The organism is Geodermatophilus siccatus, assembly GCF_900103785.1.
Lineage (GTDB): Bacteria > Actinomycetota > Actinomycetes > Mycobacteriales > Geodermatophilaceae > Geodermatophilus > Geodermatophilus siccatus.
This window is the reverse complement of the sequence record NZ_FNHE01000006.1, coordinates 132,446-150,398: the sequence shown is the minus strand read 5'-3', so window position 1 is coordinate 150,398 and position 17,953 is coordinate 132,446. Positions and strand designations below refer to the sequence as shown.

The 17,953-nt window shown below is 77.2% G+C and carries 20 protein-coding genes; 12 read left to right on the top strand and 8 right to left on the bottom strand.

Annotation, left to right across the window (positions count from 1 at the left end):
* Positions 1 to 43 precede the first annotated feature (43 nt).
* Complete coding sequence (gene cobN, locus BLS21_RS12960; protein WP_091219196.1) at positions 44 to 3,658, top strand: cobaltochelatase subunit CobN; 3,615 nt, start codon at positions 44 to 46, stop codon at positions 3,656 to 3,658.
* Between the two features lie 41 nt (positions 3,659 to 3,699).
* Positions 3,700 to 3,951 carry a hypothetical protein gene (locus BLS21_RS12955; RefSeq protein WP_091218787.1) on the top strand — a complete coding sequence of 84 codons (252 nt, stop codon included), beginning with the start codon at positions 3,700 to 3,702 and terminating at the stop codon, positions 3,949 to 3,951.
* Positions 3,952 to 4,023: 72 nt separating this feature from the next.
* Here the strand turns inward: BLS21_RS12955 and BLS21_RS12950 are convergent, their stop codons facing one another.
* From BLS21_RS12950 to BLS21_RS12940, 3 genes are read right to left on the bottom strand one after another with little or no spacing between them, the layout of a single operon-like run.
* Positions 4,024 to 4,764 carry an adenosylcobinamide-GDP ribazoletransferase gene (locus BLS21_RS12950; protein WP_091218785.1) on the bottom strand — a complete coding sequence of 247 codons (741 nt, stop codon included), beginning with the start codon at positions 4,762 to 4,764 and terminating at the stop codon, positions 4,024 to 4,026.
* The gene (gene cobU / locus BLS21_RS12945) at positions 4,761 to 5,282 is read right to left on the bottom strand and encodes a bifunctional adenosylcobinamide kinase/adenosylcobinamide-phosphate guanylyltransferase (RefSeq protein WP_091218782.1); all 522 of its coding nucleotides are present in this window, start codon (positions 5,280 to 5,282) and stop codon (positions 4,761 to 4,763) included. The genes BLS21_RS12950 and cobU overlap by 4 nt, the downstream gene beginning before the upstream one ends.
* Positions 5,283 to 5,307: 25 nt before the next feature.
* Positions 5,308 to 5,859 carry a histidine phosphatase family protein gene (locus BLS21_RS12940; protein ID WP_091218780.1) on the bottom strand — a complete coding sequence of 184 codons (552 nt, stop codon included), beginning with the start codon at positions 5,857 to 5,859 and terminating at the stop codon, positions 5,308 to 5,310.
* 62 nt (positions 5,860 to 5,921) lie between these two features.
* Here BLS21_RS12940 and BLS21_RS12935 point away from each other — a divergent pair, with 62 nt between their 5' ends.
* Positions 5,922 to 6,710, top strand: a complete 789-nt coding sequence (locus BLS21_RS12935) for a Fic family protein (RefSeq protein WP_091218777.1) — start codon at positions 5,922 to 5,924, stop codon at positions 6,708 to 6,710.
* Between the two features lie 21 nt (positions 6,711 to 6,731).
* Positions 6,732 to 7,700, top strand: a complete 969-nt coding sequence (locus BLS21_RS12930) for an aldo/keto reductase (RefSeq protein WP_091218776.1) — start codon at positions 6,732 to 6,734, stop codon at positions 7,698 to 7,700.
* 131 nt (positions 7,701 to 7,831) lie between these two features.
* Here the strand turns inward: BLS21_RS12930 and BLS21_RS12925 are convergent, their stop codons facing one another.
* Entirely contained in the window at positions 7,832 to 8,668 is an 837-nt protein-coding gene (locus tag BLS21_RS12925; RefSeq protein ID WP_091218772.1) for an HAD family hydrolase, read from the bottom strand.
* A 127-nt stretch (positions 8,669 to 8,795) separates the two neighbouring features.
* Between BLS21_RS12925 and ssd the strand changes: the two genes are divergently transcribed.
* From ssd to BLS21_RS12890, 7 genes are all read left to right on the top strand, one after another.
* Positions 8,796 to 9,893: a septum site-determining protein Ssd gene (gene ssd, locus BLS21_RS12920; RefSeq protein WP_091218769.1), complete on the top strand. Its 1,098-nt coding sequence runs from the start codon at positions 8,796 to 8,798 to the stop codon at positions 9,891 to 9,893.
* The gene (locus BLS21_RS12915; protein WP_091218766.1) at positions 9,890 to 11,029 is read left to right on the top strand and encodes a TadA family conjugal transfer-associated ATPase; all 1,140 of its coding nucleotides are present in this window, start codon (positions 9,890 to 9,892) and stop codon (positions 11,027 to 11,029) included. Before ssd ends, BLS21_RS12915 begins: the two co-directional genes overlap by 4 nt.
* Entirely contained in the window at positions 11,026 to 11,814 is a 789-nt protein-coding gene (locus tag BLS21_RS12910; RefSeq protein WP_091219193.1) for a type II secretion system F family protein, read from the top strand. Before BLS21_RS12915 ends, BLS21_RS12910 begins: the two co-directional genes overlap by 4 nt.
* Positions 11,811 to 12,530 carry a type II secretion system F family protein gene (locus BLS21_RS12905; protein WP_091218764.1) on the top strand — a complete coding sequence of 240 codons (720 nt, stop codon included), beginning with the start codon at positions 11,811 to 11,813 and terminating at the stop codon, positions 12,528 to 12,530. Before BLS21_RS12910 ends, BLS21_RS12905 begins: the two co-directional genes overlap by 4 nt.
* A 130-nt stretch (positions 12,531 to 12,660) precedes the next feature.
* A complete protein-coding gene (locus BLS21_RS12900) occupies positions 12,661 to 12,927 on the top strand; it encodes a DUF4244 domain-containing protein (RefSeq protein WP_091218761.1) in 267 nt (88 codons plus the stop codon).
* Entirely contained in the window at positions 12,927 to 13,310 is a 384-nt protein-coding gene (locus BLS21_RS12895; RefSeq protein WP_245700380.1) for a TadE family type IV pilus minor pilin, read from the top strand. Before BLS21_RS12900 ends, BLS21_RS12895 begins: the two co-directional genes overlap by 1 nt.
* A complete protein-coding gene (locus BLS21_RS12890; protein ID WP_091218759.1) occupies positions 13,307 to 13,675 on the top strand; it encodes an Rv3654c family TadE-like protein in 369 nt (122 codons plus the stop codon). The genes BLS21_RS12895 and BLS21_RS12890 overlap by 4 nt, the downstream gene beginning before the upstream one ends.
* A 7-nt stretch (positions 13,676 to 13,682) precedes the next feature.
* Here BLS21_RS12890 and BLS21_RS12885 read toward each other — a convergent pair whose 3' ends face one another.
* Together BLS21_RS12885 and BLS21_RS12880 are read right to left on the bottom strand one after the other, a co-directional pair.
* A complete protein-coding gene (locus BLS21_RS12885) occupies positions 13,683 to 14,087 on the bottom strand; it encodes a YybH family protein (protein ID WP_091218756.1) in 405 nt (134 codons plus the stop codon).
* On the bottom strand, positions 14,084 to 15,667 hold the full coding sequence (locus tag BLS21_RS12880) for a purine-cytosine permease family protein (protein WP_091218753.1): 1,584 nt from the start codon (positions 15,665 to 15,667) through the stop codon (positions 14,084 to 14,086). The genes BLS21_RS12885 and BLS21_RS12880 overlap by 4 nt, the downstream gene beginning before the upstream one ends.
* 284 nt (positions 15,668 to 15,951) lie before the next feature.
* Between BLS21_RS12880 and BLS21_RS12875 the strand changes: the two genes are divergently transcribed.
* A complete protein-coding gene (locus tag BLS21_RS12875) occupies positions 15,952 to 16,638 on the top strand; it encodes a cyclase family protein (RefSeq protein ID WP_091218751.1) in 687 nt (228 codons plus the stop codon).
* A gap of 3 nt (positions 16,639 to 16,641) precedes the next feature.
* On the opposite strand, the gene BLS21_RS12870 is transcribed toward BLS21_RS12875, so the two are convergent.
* Together BLS21_RS12870 and BLS21_RS12865 are read right to left on the bottom strand one after the other, a co-directional pair.
* On the bottom strand, positions 16,642 to 17,229 hold the full coding sequence (locus BLS21_RS12870; protein WP_091218748.1) for an SDR family oxidoreductase: 588 nt from the start codon (positions 17,227 to 17,229) through the stop codon (positions 16,642 to 16,644).
* On the bottom strand, positions 17,229 to 17,939 hold the full coding sequence (locus BLS21_RS12865; RefSeq protein ID WP_091218745.1) for an SDR family NAD(P)-dependent oxidoreductase: 711 nt from the start codon (positions 17,937 to 17,939) through the stop codon (positions 17,229 to 17,231). The genes BLS21_RS12870 and BLS21_RS12865 overlap by 1 nt, the downstream gene beginning before the upstream one ends.
* Positions 17,940 to 17,953: the final 14 nt, after the last annotated feature.

The window sequence follows — 17,953 nt, the reverse complement described above, 5'->3', positions numbered from 1 at the left end:
TCCTCGCCGCGAGGCGCCGGTCGTTCCCGGTAGCGTGCCGCCGGTGTTCACGCTGCTGTCGACCAGCGACACCGACCTGCTCTCCGCCCGCGCCAGCGGCGCCGACTGGCGGTTGGGCAACCCCGCCCGCCTGGACGACGCGGGCATCGCCGCGCTCGCCGACGGCGCGGACCTCGTCGTCGTCCGCATCCTCGGCGTGCGGCGGCAGTACGAGGAGCTGCTCGCGCCGCTGCTGGTCGGGCCCGCGCCGGTCGTCGTCCTCGGCGGGGAGGCGCTGCCCGACGCCGAGCTGATGGAGCTGTCCACCGTCCCGATGGGGGTGGCGACCGAGGCGCACGGCTACCTGGCGCAGGGCGGCCCGGACAACCTGGTGCAGCTGCACCGCTTCCTGTCCGACACCGTGCTGCTCACCGGCGAGGGCTTCGAGCCGCCGGTCGTCGCGCCGGACTGGGGCGTGCTGGAGCGGCCGTCCACGGGCAGCGGTCCCACCGTCGCCGTCCTCTACTACCGGGCGCACCACCTGGCCGGGAACACCGCGTTCGTCGAGGCGCTGTGCGCCGCGATCGAGGACGCCGGGGGCACCGCGCTGCCGGTCTTCACCTCCTCGCTGCGCAGCGTCGCAGGCGGGCTGCTCGACGTCCTGCGCACCGCCGACGCCCTGGTGGTCACCGTGCTCGCCGCGGGCGGCTCCCGGCCGGCCACCGCGCAGGCCGGCGGGGACGACGGCGCGTGGGACGTCGGACAGCTGGCCGCGCTCGACGTGCCGGTCGTCCAGGGGCTGTGCCTGACCCGTTCCCGCGAGGAGTGGGTGGCCGACGACGACGGGCTCTCCCCGCTCGACGTCGGCAACCAGGTCGCGATCCCGGAGTTCGACGGCCGGCTGATCAGCGTGCCGTTCTCCTTCAAGGAGACCGACGCCGACGGGCTGACCAGCTACGTCGCCGACCCCGAGCGGGCCGCCCGCGTGGCCGGCACCGCCGTCGCGCACGCCCGGCTGCGGCACACCCCGCCCGCGGAGCGCCGCGTCGTCGTGATGCTCAGCGCCTACCCGACCAAGCACGCCCGCATCGGCAACGCGGTCGGCCTGGACACCCCGGCGTCGGTCGTCCGGCTGCTGGCCGCGATGCACGGCGCCGGGTACGACGTCGGGCCGTTCGACGGTCCCGACGCGCTGCCCGGCGTGGCCGACCTGGACGGCGACGCGCTGGTGCACGCGCTCATCGCCGCGGGTGGCCAGGACGCCGACTGGCTCACCGAGCAGCAGCTGTCCGGCAACCCGGTGCGCATCCCGGCGGCGGAGTACCGCGCCTTCTTCGACACGCTCCCGGCCGACCTGCGCGAGGCGATGGTGGCGCACTGGGGTGCGGCGCCCGGGTCGCTGTTCGTGGACGGCTCCGGACCCGACGGCCCCGCCATCGTCTTCGCCGCGCTGCGGGCGGGCAACGTCGTGGTGATGGTCCAGCCGCCGCGCGGCTTCGGGGAGAACCCGATCGCGATCTACCACGACCCGGACCTGCCGCCGTCCCACCACTACCTGGCCGCCTACTGGTGGCTGCGGTCGGTGTTCGGCGCGCACGCGCTGGTGCACGTCGGCAAGCACGGCAACCTGGAGTGGCTGCCGGGCAAGACGGTCGGGCTGTCGGCCTCGTGCGGGCCCGACGCCGCGATCGGCGACCTGCCGCTGGTGTACCCGTTCCTGGTCAACGACCCGGGGGAGGGCAGCCAGGCCAAGCGCCGAGCGCACGCCACGCTGGTCGACCACATGGTGCCGCCGATGGCCCGCGCCGACTCCTACGGCGACATCGCCCGGCTCGAGCAGCTGCTCGACGAGCACGCCAACGTCGCGGCGATGGACCCGGCGAAGCTGCCCGCCGTCCGGGCGCAGATCTGGACGCTGCTCCAGGCGGCCAAGCTCGACCACGACCTGGGGCTCGACGAGCGGCCCGAGGACGACCACTTCGACGAGATGATCCTGCACGTCGACGGTTGGCTCTGCGAGATCAAGGACTCGCAGATCCGCGACGGGCTGCACGTGCTCGGCACCCCGCCGTCCGGTCGGGACCGCGTCGACCTGGTGCTGGCGGTGCTGCGCGCGCGGCAGATCTGGGGTGGCACGGTGGCGCTGCCCGGGTTGCGCGAGGCGCTCGGCCTGGCCGAGGGGGCCTCGCGCACCGAGACCGACGCGGTGGAGGCCTCCGCTGCCGCCCTGGTGACGGCCATGGAGGCCCGCGGCTGGGTGCCCGACGCCGTGCCGTCGGTGGTCGCCGAGGTCCTGGGGCGCCCCGACGAGCGCGTCGAGGCGGTGCTGCGCTTCGCCGTCGACGAGGTGGTGCCCCGGCTGGAGCGCACCACCGACGAGATGGACGCGACGCTGCACGCCCTGGAGGGCGGCTACGTGCCGGCCGGGCCGTCGGGCTCGCCGCTGCGCGGGCTGGTCAACGTGCTGCCGACCGGCCGCAACTTCTACTCGGTCGACCCCCGCGCGATCCCGTCGCGGCTGGCCTGGGAGACCGGGCAGGCGATGGCCGACTCCCTCGTCGAGCGCTACCTCGCCGACACCGGGGAGTACCCCGCCTCGGTGGGGCTGTCGGTGTGGGGCACCTCGGCGATGCGCACCTCGGGGGACGACGTCGGCGAGGTGCTCGCGCTGCTCGGCGTCCGCCCGGTGTGGGACGACGCCTCGCGGCGGGTGACCGGCCTGGAGCCGATCCCGCTCGACGAGCTGGGGCGCCCGCGGATCGACGTGACCGTGCGGATCTCCGGGTTCTTCCGGGACGCCTTCCCGCACGTGGTGACGATGCTGGACGACGCGGTGACCCTGGTGGCGGGGCTGGACGAGCCCGCCGAGCAGAACCTCGTCCGCGCCCACGTGGACGCCGACGTCGCCGGCCACGGCGACCGCCGGCGGGCCACCACCCGCGTGTTCGGCTCCAAGCCCGGCGCCTACGGGGCCGGGCTGCTGCCGCTGATCGACTCCCGCGACTGGCGGGGGGACGCCGACCTGGCCGAGGTCTACGCCGTCTGGGGCGGCTACGCCTACGGCCGCGGGCTGGACGGCGTGCAGGCCCGCCCGGACATGGAGGCGGCCTACCGGCGGATCGCGGTCGCGGCGAAGAACGTGGACACCCGCGAGCACGACATCGCCGACTCCGACGACTACTTCCAGTACCACGGCGGGATGGTGGCGACGGTCCGCGCGCTGACCGGGCGCGCGCCGGCGGCCTACATCGGCGACTCGACCCGGCCGGAGTCGGTGCGCACCCGGTCGCTGACCGAGGAGACCGCCCGGGTGTTCCGCGCCCGCGTGGTCAACCCGAAGTGGCTGGCGGCGATGCGCCGGCACGGCTACAAGGGCGCCTTCGAGCTGGCCGCGACGGTCGACTACCTGTTCGGCTACGACGCCACCACCGGCGTGGTCGCCGACTGGATGTACGAGAAGCTGGCGCAGACCTACGTGCTCGACCCGGAGAACCGCGCCTTCCTCGAGCAGTCCAACCCGTGGGCGCTGCACGGCATCGCCGAGCGGCTGCTGGAGGCCGTCGACCGGCGGATGTGGGCCGAGCCGGACCCGCAGCTGCTCGCCGAGCTGCAGCAGGCCTACCTCGACACCGAGGGCGACCTGGAGGGCGGGGAGACCCCGGCGTCGTCCCGGTCCTGAGGTGCATGCATCGCCGCCGCGACCTGGGGTACGTCACTGCCATGAGCATCCTCGGACGACTGATGGGCACGGCAGAGAACACTGCGCGCAACGCGGCCCGCGGCGGCCGTACCACCGCACGCGGGACGGCGGGTGTGACGGGCGGCCGCCGCACGGGCCGCGGGATGGGCGGCCTGGGTACGGCCGGCCGCGGCTACGGCCGGGCGACCACCGGCCGCGCCGGCCGGGGCCGGGCGACCCCCGCGTCCTCCGGCCTGGGCGGACTGCTCGGCGGCCTCCTGCGCCGCCGCTGAGGAAGGACCCCCTCGCCCCTCACGCCTCGCTCCGCTCGGCGCGGGGCCCTGCGAGGGGGCCGTTCCAGGACGTCACCAGGGGAGGGCGGCCGCGGCCACCAGCAGGGTGACCGCGGCCGCCGTCTCGCCCATCGCCCCCATCACGTCGCCGGTGACGCCGCCCAGCCGCGCGCGCGCCCGGCGCAGGAGCAGCTCGGCCGCGAGCAGACCGGCCGCGGCACTGACCACCAGGGCCCGGTCGGCGACGGTCAGCAGCGCCCCGGCGAGGAACACCCAGCCGGCCAGCCAGCGCGCCGAGACCGTGCCGGCGACCGACCGCCCGAGCGCGGAGCCCGCGGCCATCGCGACGCCGGCCAGCCCGGTGCGCGCCATCGCGAGCCGGGCGACCAGCGGTGCCGCCGCGAGCGCGGTCCAGCCCCGCTCGGCCTCGAGCAGAGTGGCCGCGGCGGCGACCTGCAGCAGCACGGTGAGCAGCACCGTCACCACGCCGAACGGGCCGACGTCCCCCTGCCGCATCACCTCGAGCGCCCGCTCGCGACCGCGCAGCGGGCCCAGCCCGTCGGCGGTGTCGGCCAGGCCGTCCAGGTGCAGGCCGCGGGTCAGCGCCGCGAGCGCCGCCACGGCCAGCACCGCGCCGGTGAGCGGCGAGACCAGGCGCGCGCCCGCCACGCCGACCCCGGCGGCGAGGGCGCCCAGCACGAGCCCGACCAGCGGCGCCCACGGCAGCACGCCACGGGTCGACGCCGCCGCCCGCGTCGGCACCCGCAGGACGGTCAGCAGCGCCGCGGACTCCAGGGGGCCGGTCCACCTCATCGCAGCCGCTGCGGCAGCCCGGCCACCACGAACCACACCTCGTCGGCGGTGCCGGCCAACCGCTGGTTGACCGAGCCGAGGGTGTCGCGGAACAGCCGTCCGGCCCGGGTCTCGGGCACCACCCCCAGCCCCACCTCGTCCGACACCGCGACCACGTGCGCGGGCGTCATCGTCCAGGCCTCGACCAGCGCGTCGCAGCGGCGGGCCAGGCGGTCCGACGCGCCGGGCTCGTCGGTCCAGACGCCGGTCTGGTCCATCAGCGCGGCCACCCAGGTGGTGATGCTGTCGACCAGCACGGTGCCGCGGCGCAGCAGGTCGCTGGGCGCGGTCGTCTCCAGCGTCGTCCAGCCCGCGGGACGGCGGGCCTGGTGTGCGGCGACCCGCTCGGCCCACTCGGCGTCCCCCGGGACCGCAGGGGAGGTCGCCAGGTAGGTGACGTCGCCGGCGTCGGCCACCAGCGACTCGGCGTGCGCGGACTTGCCCGACCGCGACCCGCCCAGCACGAGGACCCTGCTCATCGCCCGCCCGGCGCCTTCGTGCCCCTCACAGCACGAGCTCCAGGGGGGTCACCGTGCCGTTGTGCGGGGTCACCGCGGGCATCGCGTCCGGCCCCAACCCGGCGGCGACCGCCTGCGCGGCCCGGATCGTGTCGCCGTGGGTCACCAGCGCCACCACCTCGGCCGGCGGGTCGGCGCACAGGGCCTTCAGGTGCGCGCCGACGCGGGCGTGCAGCTCGGCCAGGCTCTCCCCGCCCGGCGCCGCCCAGTGCGGGTCGATCCAGTCGACGACGTCCCACAGCTCCCGCGAGGGCCGGCCCTCGAGCACCCCGTAGCCCTGCTCGCGCAGCGCCGGCGTGGTCGTCAGCGGCAGGCCCGTGGCGCGGGCGCAGTGCTCGGCGGTCTGCACCGCGCGGCGCAGGTCGCTGGAGACGAGCGCCCCCGGACGCAGCGCCACCAGCTCCCGTGCCGCCGCGGCCGCCTGCGCGTGCCCGAGCTCGGTCAGCGGCACGTGCGCGGTCTGGCCCTGCAGGAGCCCCGCGGCGTTCCACTCGCTCTGCCCGTGGCGGACGAGCAGCAGGGTCAAGGGCCGGGCCATGGTGGCAGGCAGCGTAACCAGGGCGCCGCCGGTTCCCGCGGCCCGCCTCGTACCGTCGGTGCGTGACGATCCCCGTGCGTCCCGGCGCCGGCCGCCCGGCGGCCCGCCCCGCCGCCGCCGACCCGCTGGCCCCGCTGCTCGACCTGCCCGGCGTGCGGGACGCCGCCGAGGCCGCCCGCAGCGGGATCGACCGCCTGCTGCGGCACCGGCTGATGCGCAACCGGTCGGCCGAGGTCAGCACCGAGTCGGCGCTGCGCGGCGCCCGGGCCTCCGCTGCCCTGGAGGGGGTCGACGTCCCGCTGGCCGACCTGCGGGCGGGGCAGGTCGACGACCCCGTCGTGCAGGGCGCGCTGCGCGCCTCGGTCGCGCTCGGCTCGATGCAGGAGACCTGGACCCGGGCGCCGGGCCAGGTGCTGGCCCGGCTGCACGTGCTGGCCGCGGCGGACCTCGCCGACCGTGCCGAGCTCGGCCGTCCGGGCGCGCACGCCGGACCGCGGCTCGGCGGGCTCTTCGCCCTGGTGACGGAGGAGAGCTCGGTGCCGGCCGTGGTCCTGGCCGCGGTCGTGCACGGTGAGCTGGCCGCGATCGCCCCGTTCGGCACCGCCGACGGCGTGGTCGCGCGCGCCGCGGCGCGGCTGACCGGCATCACCCGCGGGCTGGACCCCAAGGCGGTCTCGGTGCCCGAGGTCGGCTTCGCCGAGCTCGGCCGCGAGGAGTACGCCCGCGCGCTGGCCGGCTACGCCTCCGGGCAGCCCGACGGTGTGGCGGGGTGGCTGGTGCACTGCTGCCGCGCCACCGAGCACGGGGCGCTGGAGGGGCTGGCGATCGCCGAGGCCCTGCTCCGCGGCTGACGAGCGGGCAGACTGGCGCCCGTGCGGCACCTCGACGTCGACGGGCTCGGTGCGGTCAGCCGCGTGGGCCTGGGCACCTGGCAGTTCGGCTCCCGCGAGTGGGGCTACGGCGACGCCTACGCCTCCGGCGAGGCCAGGGCGATCGTCCGGCGGGCCCGCGAGCTGGGCGTCACCCTGTTCGACACCGCGGAGGTCTACGGCTTCGGCCGCAGCGAGCGGATCCTCGGGGAGGCACTGGGCGAGGAGCGGGCGGACGTCGTCGTCGCCACCAAGCTCTTCCCGGTGGCCCCGTTCCCGCCCGTCGTCCGCAGCCGGCTGGCCGGCAGCGCGCGCCGCCTCGGGCTGGACCGCGTGCCGCTCTACCAGGTGCACCAGCCCAACCCGGTGGTGCCCGACTCGGTGACCATGACCGGGATGCGCGAGCTGCTCGACGCGGGCCGCATCGGGACCGTCGGCGTCTCCAACTACTCGCTGGAGCGCTGGCAGGCGGCCGACGCCGCCCTCGGCCGGCCGGTGGTCAGCAACCAGGTGCACTTCTCGCTGGCCGCGCCGTCGGCCCTCGACGACCTGGTCCCCTTCGCCGAGAGCGAGGGCCGGATGGTCATGGCCTACAGCCCGCTGGCCCAGGGGCTGCTCGGCGGGCGCTACGGCGTCGACAACCGGCCCGGTGGCGTCCGCGCCGCCAATCCCCTCTTCGGCACCGAGAACCTGCGCCGCGCCGAGCCGCTGCTCGACGTCCTCCGCGAGGTCGCTGCAGCCCACGACGTCGCGCCCGCGCAGATCGCGCTGGCGTGGCTGGTCTCCCTGCCGCGGGTGGTCGTGATCCCCGGGGCCTCCAGCGTCGCCCAGGTCGAGGCCAACGCAGCGGCGGCCGACATCGACCTGCGTCCGGACGAGCAGGCCGCGCTGACCGCTGCGGCGCGGGCGTTCCGGCCGGTGTCCGTGGTGCGCACGCTCGTGGAGCGGGTGCGCGAGCGCCTGCCGCTCTGAGCGGTGGCCCCCATGCACGAGGAGGACCCCCTCGCCCCCCGCCACTCGCAGGCCCGCGGCGGGACCCTGCACGGGGGCCGTCCGGGCTCGGGCGAGCCCCGGGACGGGGCCGCGGCCGGGCGGGTCCTCCTTCAGGCGCCGCGGCGCCACCAGCGGCCGGGCGCCGGCGGCGTCTCGGCGACCACCCGGAGGGCCCGCCTGCGGGCGTACCAGGCCAGGCCCGCCACGGCGGCACCCACGCTCATCGCCGCACCGGTCACCACCGGGGCCGACGGGACCGGGAAGCGCGAGCGCATGGTCACCGGCCAGGTGAACTCCAGCACCGGCCAGCCGCGCTCGGCCGCCGCCTTCCGCAGCGCCCGGTCGGGGTTGACCGCGGTCGGGTGCCCGACCGCCGAGAGCATCGGCAGGTCGGTGACCGAGTCGCTGTAGGCGTAGCAGTCGGCCAGGTCGTAGCCGCTCTCGGCGGCCACCTGCCGGAGGGCGACGGCCTTGTTCTCCCCGTAGGCGTAGAAGTCGATCTCGCCGGTGTAGCGGCCGTCGACGGTCACCATGCGGGTGGCCACCACGCGGTCGACGCCGAGCATCTCGCCGATCGGCTCGACCATCTCCGCGCCGCTGCTGGAGACGACGACGATTTCCCGGCCGGCCGCCCGGTGCTCCTCGATGAGGTCGGCGGCCTCGGCGTAGACCATCGGCTCGACGATGTCGTGCAGCGTCTCGCGCACGATCTCGTGCACGGTGGTGACGTCCCACCCGGTGCACATCTCGGTGATCTGCGCCCGCATGCGCTCCATCTGCTGCGCGTCGGCGCCGGAGAGGGAGAAGACCAGCTGTGCGTAGGCGCCCTTGAGGACGGCGCGCCGGTTGATCAGCCCGCCCTGGAAGAACGGGCGGCCGAAGGCCAGGGTGCTGGACTTGGCGATGACCGTCTTGTCCAGGTCGAAGAACGCCGCTGCGCGGGTCACGGTTCACGACTGTAAGTGGGCGACACCGCTGTGACGCGGCCCACTGCGCCGTCCACACCCGGACGGGTCATCCACAGATCCCGGCCGCCCCTCGCGGCACGCCCGTCCCGGCGCTGGGCTGGTCGGCGTGTCCGCGTTCCGGTCCCCGCCGCCCCGCCCGCTCGTCGCCAGTGCCGACGAGGACCTGCTCGACGACCTGCTGCGGCTGCTCGCCGCGGCCGGCGCCGAGCCGGAGGTCGCCACGGGCGGCCCGGCGCTGCGCCGCGCCCACCGGGAGGCGCCCCTGGTGCTGCTCGGCGCCGACGTCCTGGCGTCCGCGCCGGTGCGCGGGCTGCCCCGCCGTCCGGGCGTGGTCGTCGTCGCGGCGCAGGAGCCCCCGGCGCCGGTCTGGGCGGCCGCGGTCGAGCAGGGCGCCGAGCGGGTGGCGGTGCTGCCGGCCGACGAGGGCTGGCTGGTCTCCCGGGTGGCCTCGGCGCTGCGCCGTCCGGTCGACCGCGGCCGGCTCGTCGTGGTGGGCGGGAGCTGCGGCGGGGCGGGGGTGAGCACGGTGGCGGCGGCGCTGGCACTCACCGCCGCGCCGGGCGGCGACGGCGTCCTGCTGGTCGACACCGACGGCTGGGGCGGCGGCCTGGACCTGCTGCTCGGTGCCGAGCGCGACGAGGGCCTGCGCTGGCCGGACCTCGCGGGGCTGCGCGGCCGGGTGGCCGGCGACGCGCTCATGGCGGCGCTGCCGGAGGTCGAGGGCGTGTCGGTGCTCGCCGCCTCCCGCTCGGCGCCCGGCGAGGTCGCGGCCGAGGCGCTGACCGCGGTCGTCGAGGCGGCGCGGACGGGCGGCTGGCCGGTGGTCGTCGACCTGCCCCGCACCGCGGGACCCGAGGTCGCCGCTGCCGTGCTGGTCGAGGCCGACCTCGCGGTGCTCGTCGTGCCGGCCCGCCTCCGGGCGGCGTCGGCGGCCCGGCTGCTCGTCGAGCCGGGCGGGGACGGCCGGCCGGCGGCGTGGTCCGCGGCGCAGCTGGTGGTCCGGCCGGTGGCCGGCGGGCTGTCCGCCGACGAGGTCGCCGACGTGGTCGGCCGCCCGGTGCTGGGCGAGCTGGGCACCGACCGCAGCGCGCTGCCCCGCGGGGAGCAGGGTCGACCGCCGCAGGTGGGGGCGCGCTCGCCCCTGGGGGCGCTGTCCCGCCGGCTGCTGGCCGAGCTGGCCGCGGTGGACGGGGCCGCGGCGTGAGCGGGGCGCTGGTCGACCGTGTCCGTGCGCGGCTGGTCCTCGAACCGGGGGTCCCGACGCGGGCCGCCGTCGCCGCGCTGGTGCGGGAGGAGTCCGGCGGCCTGCTCGGCGACGACGACGTGCTGCAGGCGGTCCGGGACGCGGTCGACGAGCTGGCCGGGGCGGGTCCGCTGGAACCGCTGCTGCGCGAGCCCGGTGTGAGCGACGTGCTGGTCAACGGCCCGGACGAGGTCTGGGTCGACCGCGGCAGCGGCCTGGAGCGCACGGTGGTGCGCTTCCCGGACGAGGACGCGGTGCGCCGCCTCGCCGTCCGCCTCGCCGCCGCGGCCGGGCGGCGGCTCGACGACGCCGCGCCCTGGGTGGACGCCGGCCTGCCCGACGGCACCCGGCTGCACGCGGTGCTACCACCCGTGTCGGGCAGCGGCACCTGCCTGTCGCTGCGGGTGCTGCGCCGGGCCTCGCTGTCCTTCGCCGACCTGGCCGCGCGCGGCGCCCTCCCCGGGGCGTCCGGGGAGCTGCTGCGGGCGCTGGTCGCCGGGCGGCTGGCCTTCCTGGTCACCGGCGGGACCGGCTCGGGCAAGACGACGCTGCTGTCGGCGCTGCTCGGCCTCGTCCCGGGCGGCGAGCGGCTGGTGCTCTGCGAGGACGCCCCGGAGCTGGTGCCGGCGCACCCGCACGTCGTCCGGCTGGCAACCCGGCCGGCCAACGTCGAGGGCGTCGGGGAGGTGACGCTGCGCGACCTGGTCCGCCAGGCGCTGCGGATGCGGCCCGACCGGCTGGTGGTGGGCGAGGTCCGCGGCGCGGAGGTCACCGACCTGCTCACCGCGCTCAACACCGGGCACGACGGCGGCTGCGGCACCCTCCACGCCAACCGGCCGGCCGAGGTCCCCGCGCGGCTGGAGGCACTGGGGGTGGCGGCGGGCCTGGACCGGCTGGCCGTGCACAGCCAGGCCGCCGCGGCCCTGTCCGCGGTGGTGCACCTGCGCCGGACGCCGGGCGGACGACGGGTCGAGGAGGTCGGCGTCGTCCGCCGCGCCGGGGACCTCGTCGTCGTGGAGTCCGCCTGGCGCGCCGACGGCGGCCCCTGCCCGGGGGCGCCACGACTGTCGGAGCTGCTGTCGGCGGGGTGCGGGTGACCGGCGGACTGCTGCTGCTGGGCGCCGCCCTGGCGCTGTGGCCGGGCCACGCGGCGCTGCGCCGGGAGCGCCGGCGGTCGCTGACCCGCCGCTCGGGCGCCGCCCCGCGCCCGACCGCCGGGGTCCCGCTGCTGGCCGTCGCCGCGGTCGCCGCCGGCGCGGTCGCGGCGCTGCTCAGCACCCTGCTGGTGGCGGCCCTGGCCGGCGGCTGCGCGGCGCTCGCGGCCCGGGCCGAGCTGCGTCGCCGGGCGGGCGTGCGGGAGGAGGCGCGGCTGGCCGCGCTGGTCGAGGCGCTGACCGCCCTGGGTGCGGAGCTGCGCGGTGGCCGCTCCCTGAACGAGGCCACCCGCGCCGCCGTCGCCGCCTGCGCGGACGAGGACAGCGGCCGGGCGCTCGCCCGGGCGGTCCGCTTCCCCGAGGACGGCGACGGGGAGTGCGGCGGTGAACTCGAGCGGGCACTGGACCGGGTGGCGGCGGCCGCACGGCTGAGCGCACGCACCGGCTGCTCGCTGGCCGCGGTCGTCGGCGCGGTCGAGGACGACCTGCGTGCCCGGTCGCGGCAACGGCTGGAGCTGCGCTCGGCCACCGCCGGGTCGCGGGCCAGCGCGGCGCTGCTGGCCGGGCTCCCGGTGCTGGGGCTGGTCATGGGTGGGGGCGTGGGCGCCGACCCCTGGCGGGTGCTGACCACGACGCTCACCGGCCAGCTGCTGCTGGTGGCCGGCGTGGGGCTGGAGGTCGCCGGGCTCGCCTGGTCGGCGCGGCTGGTGTCGCGGGCCGCGCGGTGAGCACCGCCGCGGTGGCGCTGCTGGGGGCGGCCGCTCTGCTGTGCTGGCCGGCCCGCTCGCCCGTGGCCGTGCGCGCCTGGTGGCTGGCCGACCGGGACGGGACGACCGCAGCCGCGCCCGGCCCTGCCGACCTGCGGAGGCGGTGGCTGCTGGCCGGTGCCGCCGGCCTGGCCGCCGGGCTGCTGGTCGGCGGCGCGACGGGAGCCGGGGTGGCCGCGCTGGTCGCGGTCGGCGGGGAGCGGCTGCTGCGCCGTGGCGGGCAGGAGGGCCCACGGGCCGGCCCGGCTCCGGGAGCGGACCTGCCGGTGGCCTGCGACCTGCTCGCGGTCTGCCTGGAGGCGGGGCTGCCCGTGGGCGGCGCCCTGGCCGCCGTGGCCACCGCCCTGCCCGACCCGCTCGGCCCCGAGCTGGCCACGGTCGCCGGCCTGTACCGGCTGGGCGCCGCGCCGCGACGGGCGTGGGCCGACGTGCCTCCAGGGCTGGCCGTCCTCGGCCGGGCGCTGGTGCGCGCCGGCGAGTCGGGGTCGACCGTCGTCCCGGCGCTGCGGTCGCTGGCCGCCGACGCCCGCGCCGGTGAGCGCAGCCGTGCCGACGCCGCGGTCCGCCGGGCCGGGGTGTGGGTGCTGGCGCCGCTCGGCGCCTGCTTCCTGCCGGCCTTCCTCTGCCTGGGCGTGGTGCCGCTGGTGCTCGGCATCGCCGCCGACGTCTTCGGCTGATGCCCGCGGCCGGCGTCCACAGCGTGCGGCGGCGTCCACAGATCCGTCGCGGACCTGGGCCCCGCCCGCGGACGTCACGAGGGTCGACGGCGACGGCCCGGGAGGCGGGCTGCGATCCCGAGGAGGCACCGTGACCACACCCTGCGAGACCCGACCCGACGAGGAACTGCCCGACGCGGGCGGGACCCCGGTGCACGAGGCGGCGCCCCGCGGCCTGCGAGCGCGCTGGGCCCGGGTCCAGGCCGCTGCCGAGGCCGGGATGAGCACCGCCGAGTACGCCGTCGGCACCGTCGCGGCCTGCGCCTTCGCCGCCGTGCTGTACCGCGTCGTCACCGGCGGCTCGGTCGTCGAGGGGCTCAGCGCCCTCGTGGCCGACGCGCTGGCCACCCTGTCCTGATGGTCCGGCGGCGCCGCGGCCCCGTCCGCGGTGAGGCGGGCATGGTGACGGCGGAGACGGCGGTGGTGCTGCCGGTGCTGCTGCTCGTGCTCGCCGGCGCCGTCGCCGCGGTGACCGTCGTCGGGGCCCAGCTGCGCTGCGTCGACGCGGCCCGCGAGGGGGCGCGGGCGGCCGCCCGGGGCGAGGACACCGCGCTGGTGACCGCGCTCGCCGGGCAGGCCGCCCCCGACGGGGCGACGACCACGGTGGCCGTCGGCGGGGCCGCCGTCACCGTGACGGTGAGGGCGGAGGTGGCGCCGCTGGGTCCGGTCCCCCTGCGGGTCCCGGTCTCGGCCTCCGCGGTGAGCCGGCGCGAGCCGGGCACCGCGGAGGAGGCGGGGTGAGCCCCCGGTCCCGGGTGTCGGGGGAGCGGGGCTCGGCCACGGTGTGGGTGATCGCTCTCGCCGGCGTCCTCGCCGCCGTCGGGGTGGCGGCGGTGCTCGTCGGGGCGGCGGTGGTGGGCCGTCACCGGGCCACCACCGCCGCCGACCTCGCGGCCCTCGCCGCTGCCGAGCGCGCCGTCCGCGGCGACCACGGAGCGTGTGCCGTGGCCGGCGGGGTGGCCGGAGCCAACGGCGCCCGGCTGACCGCCTGCACGGTCGGCGACGGGGCGGTGGTCGAGGTCGCCGTGGCGGTGCCGGTCCGGCTCGGCCCGCTGGGCGTCAGCCGGGCCGGCGCCCGCGCGCGGGCCGGCCCGGTTGCGCCCTGAGCTGCGGCTACCCGGCCACCGGGGGAGCCGGCGACAGATGCTCGTGCACGGCCAGCCACTGCCCGGTGGGCTCGCGGTGGAAGACGATCGTCTCCCGCTCGCGGAGTTCCGCCCGCCCGGCCCGGGTCGACACCGTGGTGTGCACGGCGTGGGTCAGGACAGCGGTGTCCCCGAGTACCTGGACGACCGTGCCGGAGGTCTCGCAGCCGAGCACCCGGAAGTCGTCCTCCCGGACCCACGAGGTCCACTCCCGCCGGTACTCCTCCCGGGAGGCCAGCACCCGGTCGGTGGTGTGGAACAGGAAGGTGGCGTCCTCGCGGAAGCAGGCGAGGTACCGGTCCAGGTCGCTGCTCCCGAAGGCGGCCACGAGGGCGGCGGCCGCCTGGCGCACCTCGTCGGCGGGCCCGCTCACCGGTCGGCCGGCTCCGCCGCGGCGGCCGGGGCGGGGGAGCGACGGCCGGCGCGGTGCACGGACGCACGCGGGTCGTCGGTCACCGGTGGCGCCTCGGCCTCCTTGGCGGGCACCAGCCGCGGGCCCGCCGGGCCGAAGGCGTACCGGGGCTCGGGGAAGGCGAACAGCAGCGCCAGGTAGACCACCGCGGCGAGCCCGAGGGACACCGGCAGGCTGACGTCCACCCCACCGGCCGCGTTGCGCAGCGGGCCCTCGATCAGCGGCGGGTAGTTGGCGAACAGCAGGCCGACGACGGCGGCCGGGATCCAGGCCACCATCCCGCGCCAGTTCACGCCGCCGGCGAACCAGTAGCGGCCACCCAGCCGGCCCTGGTTGAAGACCTGGACGTCCTCGGGCGCGTAGTACCCACGGCGCACCCAGTAGCCGATCATCATGATCACCATCCACGGCGTGGTGCAGATGACGATGGCGCCGATGAAGGCGTTGACGCTGGACAGCAGGTCGAAGACCAGCCGCCCGACCAGGATGAAGACGAACGACAGCGTGCCGATGAACAGCGACGCTTGCACCCGGTTGAGGCGGGGGAAGACCGAGGAGAAGTCCAGTCCGGTGCCGTACAGCGAGGTGACGCCGGTCGACATCCCGCCGAGGAAGGCCACCACCATGAGCAGGACGGCGTACCAGAGCGGCGAGACCTGGATCAGCGCGAAGACGTAGTCGGCCTCGCCCGCGACCAGCGTCGCCGTCCCCACGCCGAACAGGAACGGCACGAGGGTGGCCAGCTGACCCAGGAACGTGGCGGCGAGCAGCCGCGACGGGCGGGTGTCGGCGGGGATGTAGCGGGACCAGTCGCCGAGGAAGGCGCCGAAGCTGACCGGGTTGCCCATGACGATCAGGGCGGAGAGCACGAACGTCGGCCAGAAGCCGCCCAGCGCGTAGGCGTCGGGGCCCGGGTCGTAGGAGGGGTCGAAGAGCGTCGCGTAGGCCACCAGGCCGAGCAGCATCAGCGTCGTGTTGGCCAGCACCACGACCTTGTTGACCAGCAGCATCAGCTGGTAGCCGTAGATGACGACGACGATCACCAGGGCGCCGAGCACCGCGTAGACGATCCCGCGGAGCAGGTCGGAGTCCCCCGTGCCGAAGAGCCGGGTGGCCCCGCCGACGAGGGCGTCCCCGCTGACCCACACCGAGATCGAGTAGAACGACAGCGCGGTCAGCAACGACAGGAACGAGCCGAGCACGCGACCGCGGACGCCGAAGTGGGCGCCGGAGGACACGGCGTTGTTGGTACCGGTCCGCGGACCGAACAGGCCCATCGGCATGAGGATCAGCGCGCCTACGACCACGCCCACGACGGTGGCGGCCACGGCCTCCGCGAGGTCGAGGCCCAGCAGCACCGGGAAGGTGCCCAGGATGACGGTGGCGAAGGTGTTCGCCCCGCCGAACTGGATGCGGAACAGGTCGAACGGCCGCGACGTGCGCTCGGCGTCGGGGATCGTGTCGATGCCGTGCTGCTCGACCTCGGTGGCCCGCGGCCGCCGCTGCTCGGCCGCCGGCCCGGCGACCTCCGCTCCGCTCATGTGCACCCTCCTGGTGAAGCGGTGGAGACACCACCGCGGTGCGCAGAGGCTAGACACGAGTTGCGTGATAGGCAACCAATGTTTTCTGATGTCACCCCGCGTGCTGAGATGGACCGAGGACGTCGTGGGGGCGCGTGGCGGTCGCGTCCCGACGACCGACGCGACCCCGTGATCCCCGTGGCCGCGCCGGTGGACCGGGGCCGGGCGCACACCGGACACGGCGACCGGGACCTGCGAGGTCCTGTGGGCCCTCACCCCAGCACCACGACCGACGAGGAGGCCAGGTGACCGGCTCCGCAGCGCAGCCCGTCCGCGAGGTGGTCGACCTCTCGCACCCGCTGGACGACGACACCCCGGTGTACCCCGGCGACCCGGTCGCCCGGTTCACGCCGGCTGCCACGGTCGCGGCCGACGGCTACAACGTCCTGCACGTGCGGATGGGCTCCCAGACCGGCACCCACGTCGACGCCCCGTACCACTTCCTCGACGACGGCGCGCGCATCGACGAGCTCCCGCTCGAGTACTTCCTCGGGCCGGCCGTCGTCGCCGACGTCCGCGGCAAGCCGCCCCACGGGCGGATCGAGTGGGCGGACCTGCAGCCGTGCGCGCACCTGCTCACCCCGGGCCGGATCCTGCTGCTCCGGACCGGCTGGGACGAGCACTGGGGGACCGACGCCTACTTCGACCACCCGTACCTGACCGGGGACGCCGCTGCGCGGGTGGTGGCCGCGGGGGTCCGCACGGTCGGGCTCGACGCGCTGAGCCTCGACGAGACCATCGTCGGCGGCACGCCCGCGGACGGGTTCGCCGCCCACCTCGAGGTGCTCGGCGCGGGCGGCGTGATCGTGGAGAACCTGCGCAACCTGGGTGCCGTCCCGCAGGTCGACCCGGTGGTCAGCGTCCTGCCGCTGCGGCTGGCCGGTGCCGACGGCGCTCCCGTGCGCGCGGTGGCGTTCGGCCTCGGTCGCTGAGGCTCAGGGCCGCAGCGACCCGCCCCGGCCCAGGGTGAGCAGCTGCCCGACGACGGCGCCGGCCGGATCGCTGCACAGGTAGGACACCGCGGCGGCGACCACCTCGGGGGACGGCGGGGACGCGGGGTCGGCGACCAGCTCGTTGACCGTGACGGCGTCCGGCCCGAGGTCGCGGGCGAGGGTCTTGGTGAGCGCCACGAGTGCCCCCTGCACCGCGGCGGCGGCCGTCGAGTGCGGACGGTCGGCCGCCGTCCAGCCGCTGCCCAGGAACACCAGCCGCCCGGCCCCTGACCGGCGCAGGGCCGGTGCGGCGGCGCGGGCGAGCGCGAAGGCGGGGGTGAGGTGGGCCGTCACGTCGGCGTACCACCGCGCCGGGTCGGCGCCGACGAACGGCGCCGGGTCCGGCTGCCCGACGGCGCACACCAGGAGGTCCAGCACGCCGGAGCCCCCGACGGCCTCCGCGACCGCGCCGTCCGGTGCGGCCGTGGCGGGGACGACGGTGACGCGCACGCCGTCCGCGGTGAGCCGACCGGCGACGGCCCCGGCGACCCCGGCGTCGTCACAGCGGACGAGGGCGTTGCGGTCGGCCATCAGATCGTCGCTCCCGCGTTGGGGGAGAGCACCTGCCCGGAGACCGCCGTCCCCGTCCCGAGCAGGAACAGCGCGGCCGCGGCGATCTCCTCCGGGCGGACCAGCCGCCGCACCGGCAGGGTGGCCAGGAAGTCGCCGGACCGCCACGGGGAGTCCGTCTCGAGCATGGGGGTGTCCGCCGCGCCGGGCGCGACGGTGTTGACGGCGACGCCGGTGCCCTCCAGCTCGGTGGCCAGCGCCCGGGTGAAGCCGACGATCGCGCCCTTGCTCGCCGCGTAGTGGACGTCGCCCTGGCTCCCGCCGACCCCCAGGTCCGAGGAGATCGTCACGACCGAGCCCCGGCCCCGGGCCACCATCCGCGGGACGACGGCGGCGCAGGTGGTCGCGGTCCCGGAGAGGTTGACCGCCATCATCCGGTGCCAGCGCGCGCCGTCGACGTCCTCGACGGGGAGCATCTCGTAGACGCCGGCCGCGGTGACCAGGGTGGCCACGGGGCCCAGCTCCCGCTCGACCCGGTCGACGGCCGATCCCACCGCGTCCGCGTCGGTCACGTCCACCTCGACGCCGAGCGCGGTCTCCCGGCTGGGCCGCAGGTCGAGGCCGGCGACCTGCCAGCCGCCGGCGCTCAGGGCGCCGGCGACGGCCGCCCCGAGGCCGCTGGCGGCGCCGGTCACCACGGCGACACGCCGTTCCTCGGACTCCTCGGCCACGCCACCTCCCGCAC

Coding starts and splice junctions, on each gene's coding strand:
- BLS21_RS12955 (WP_091218787.1), top strand. CDS start 3,700: ATGAGCATCCTCGGACGACTGATGGGCACGGCAGAGAACACTGCGCGC.
- BLS21_RS12950 (WP_091218785.1), bottom strand. CDS start 4,764: ATGAGGTGGACCGGCCCCCTGGAGTCCGCGGCGCTGCTGACCGTCCTG.
- cobU (WP_091218782.1), bottom strand. CDS start 5,282: ATGAGCAGGGTCCTCGTGCTGGGCGGGTCGCGGTCGGGCAAGTCCGCG.
- BLS21_RS12940 (WP_091218780.1), bottom strand. CDS start 5,859: ATGGCCCGGCCCTTGACCCTGCTGCTCGTCCGCCACGGGCAGAGCGAG.
- BLS21_RS12895 (WP_245700380.1), top strand. CDS start 12,927: ATGGTCCGGCGGCGCCGCGGCCCCGTCCGCGGTGAGGCGGGCATGGTG.
- BLS21_RS12880 (WP_091218753.1), bottom strand. CDS start 15,667: ATGAGCGGAGCGGAGGTCGCCGGGCCGGCGGCCGAGCAGCGGCGGCCG.
- BLS21_RS12870 (WP_091218748.1), bottom strand. CDS start 17,229: ATGGCCGACCGCAACGCCCTCGTCCGCTGTGACGACGCCGGGGTCGCC.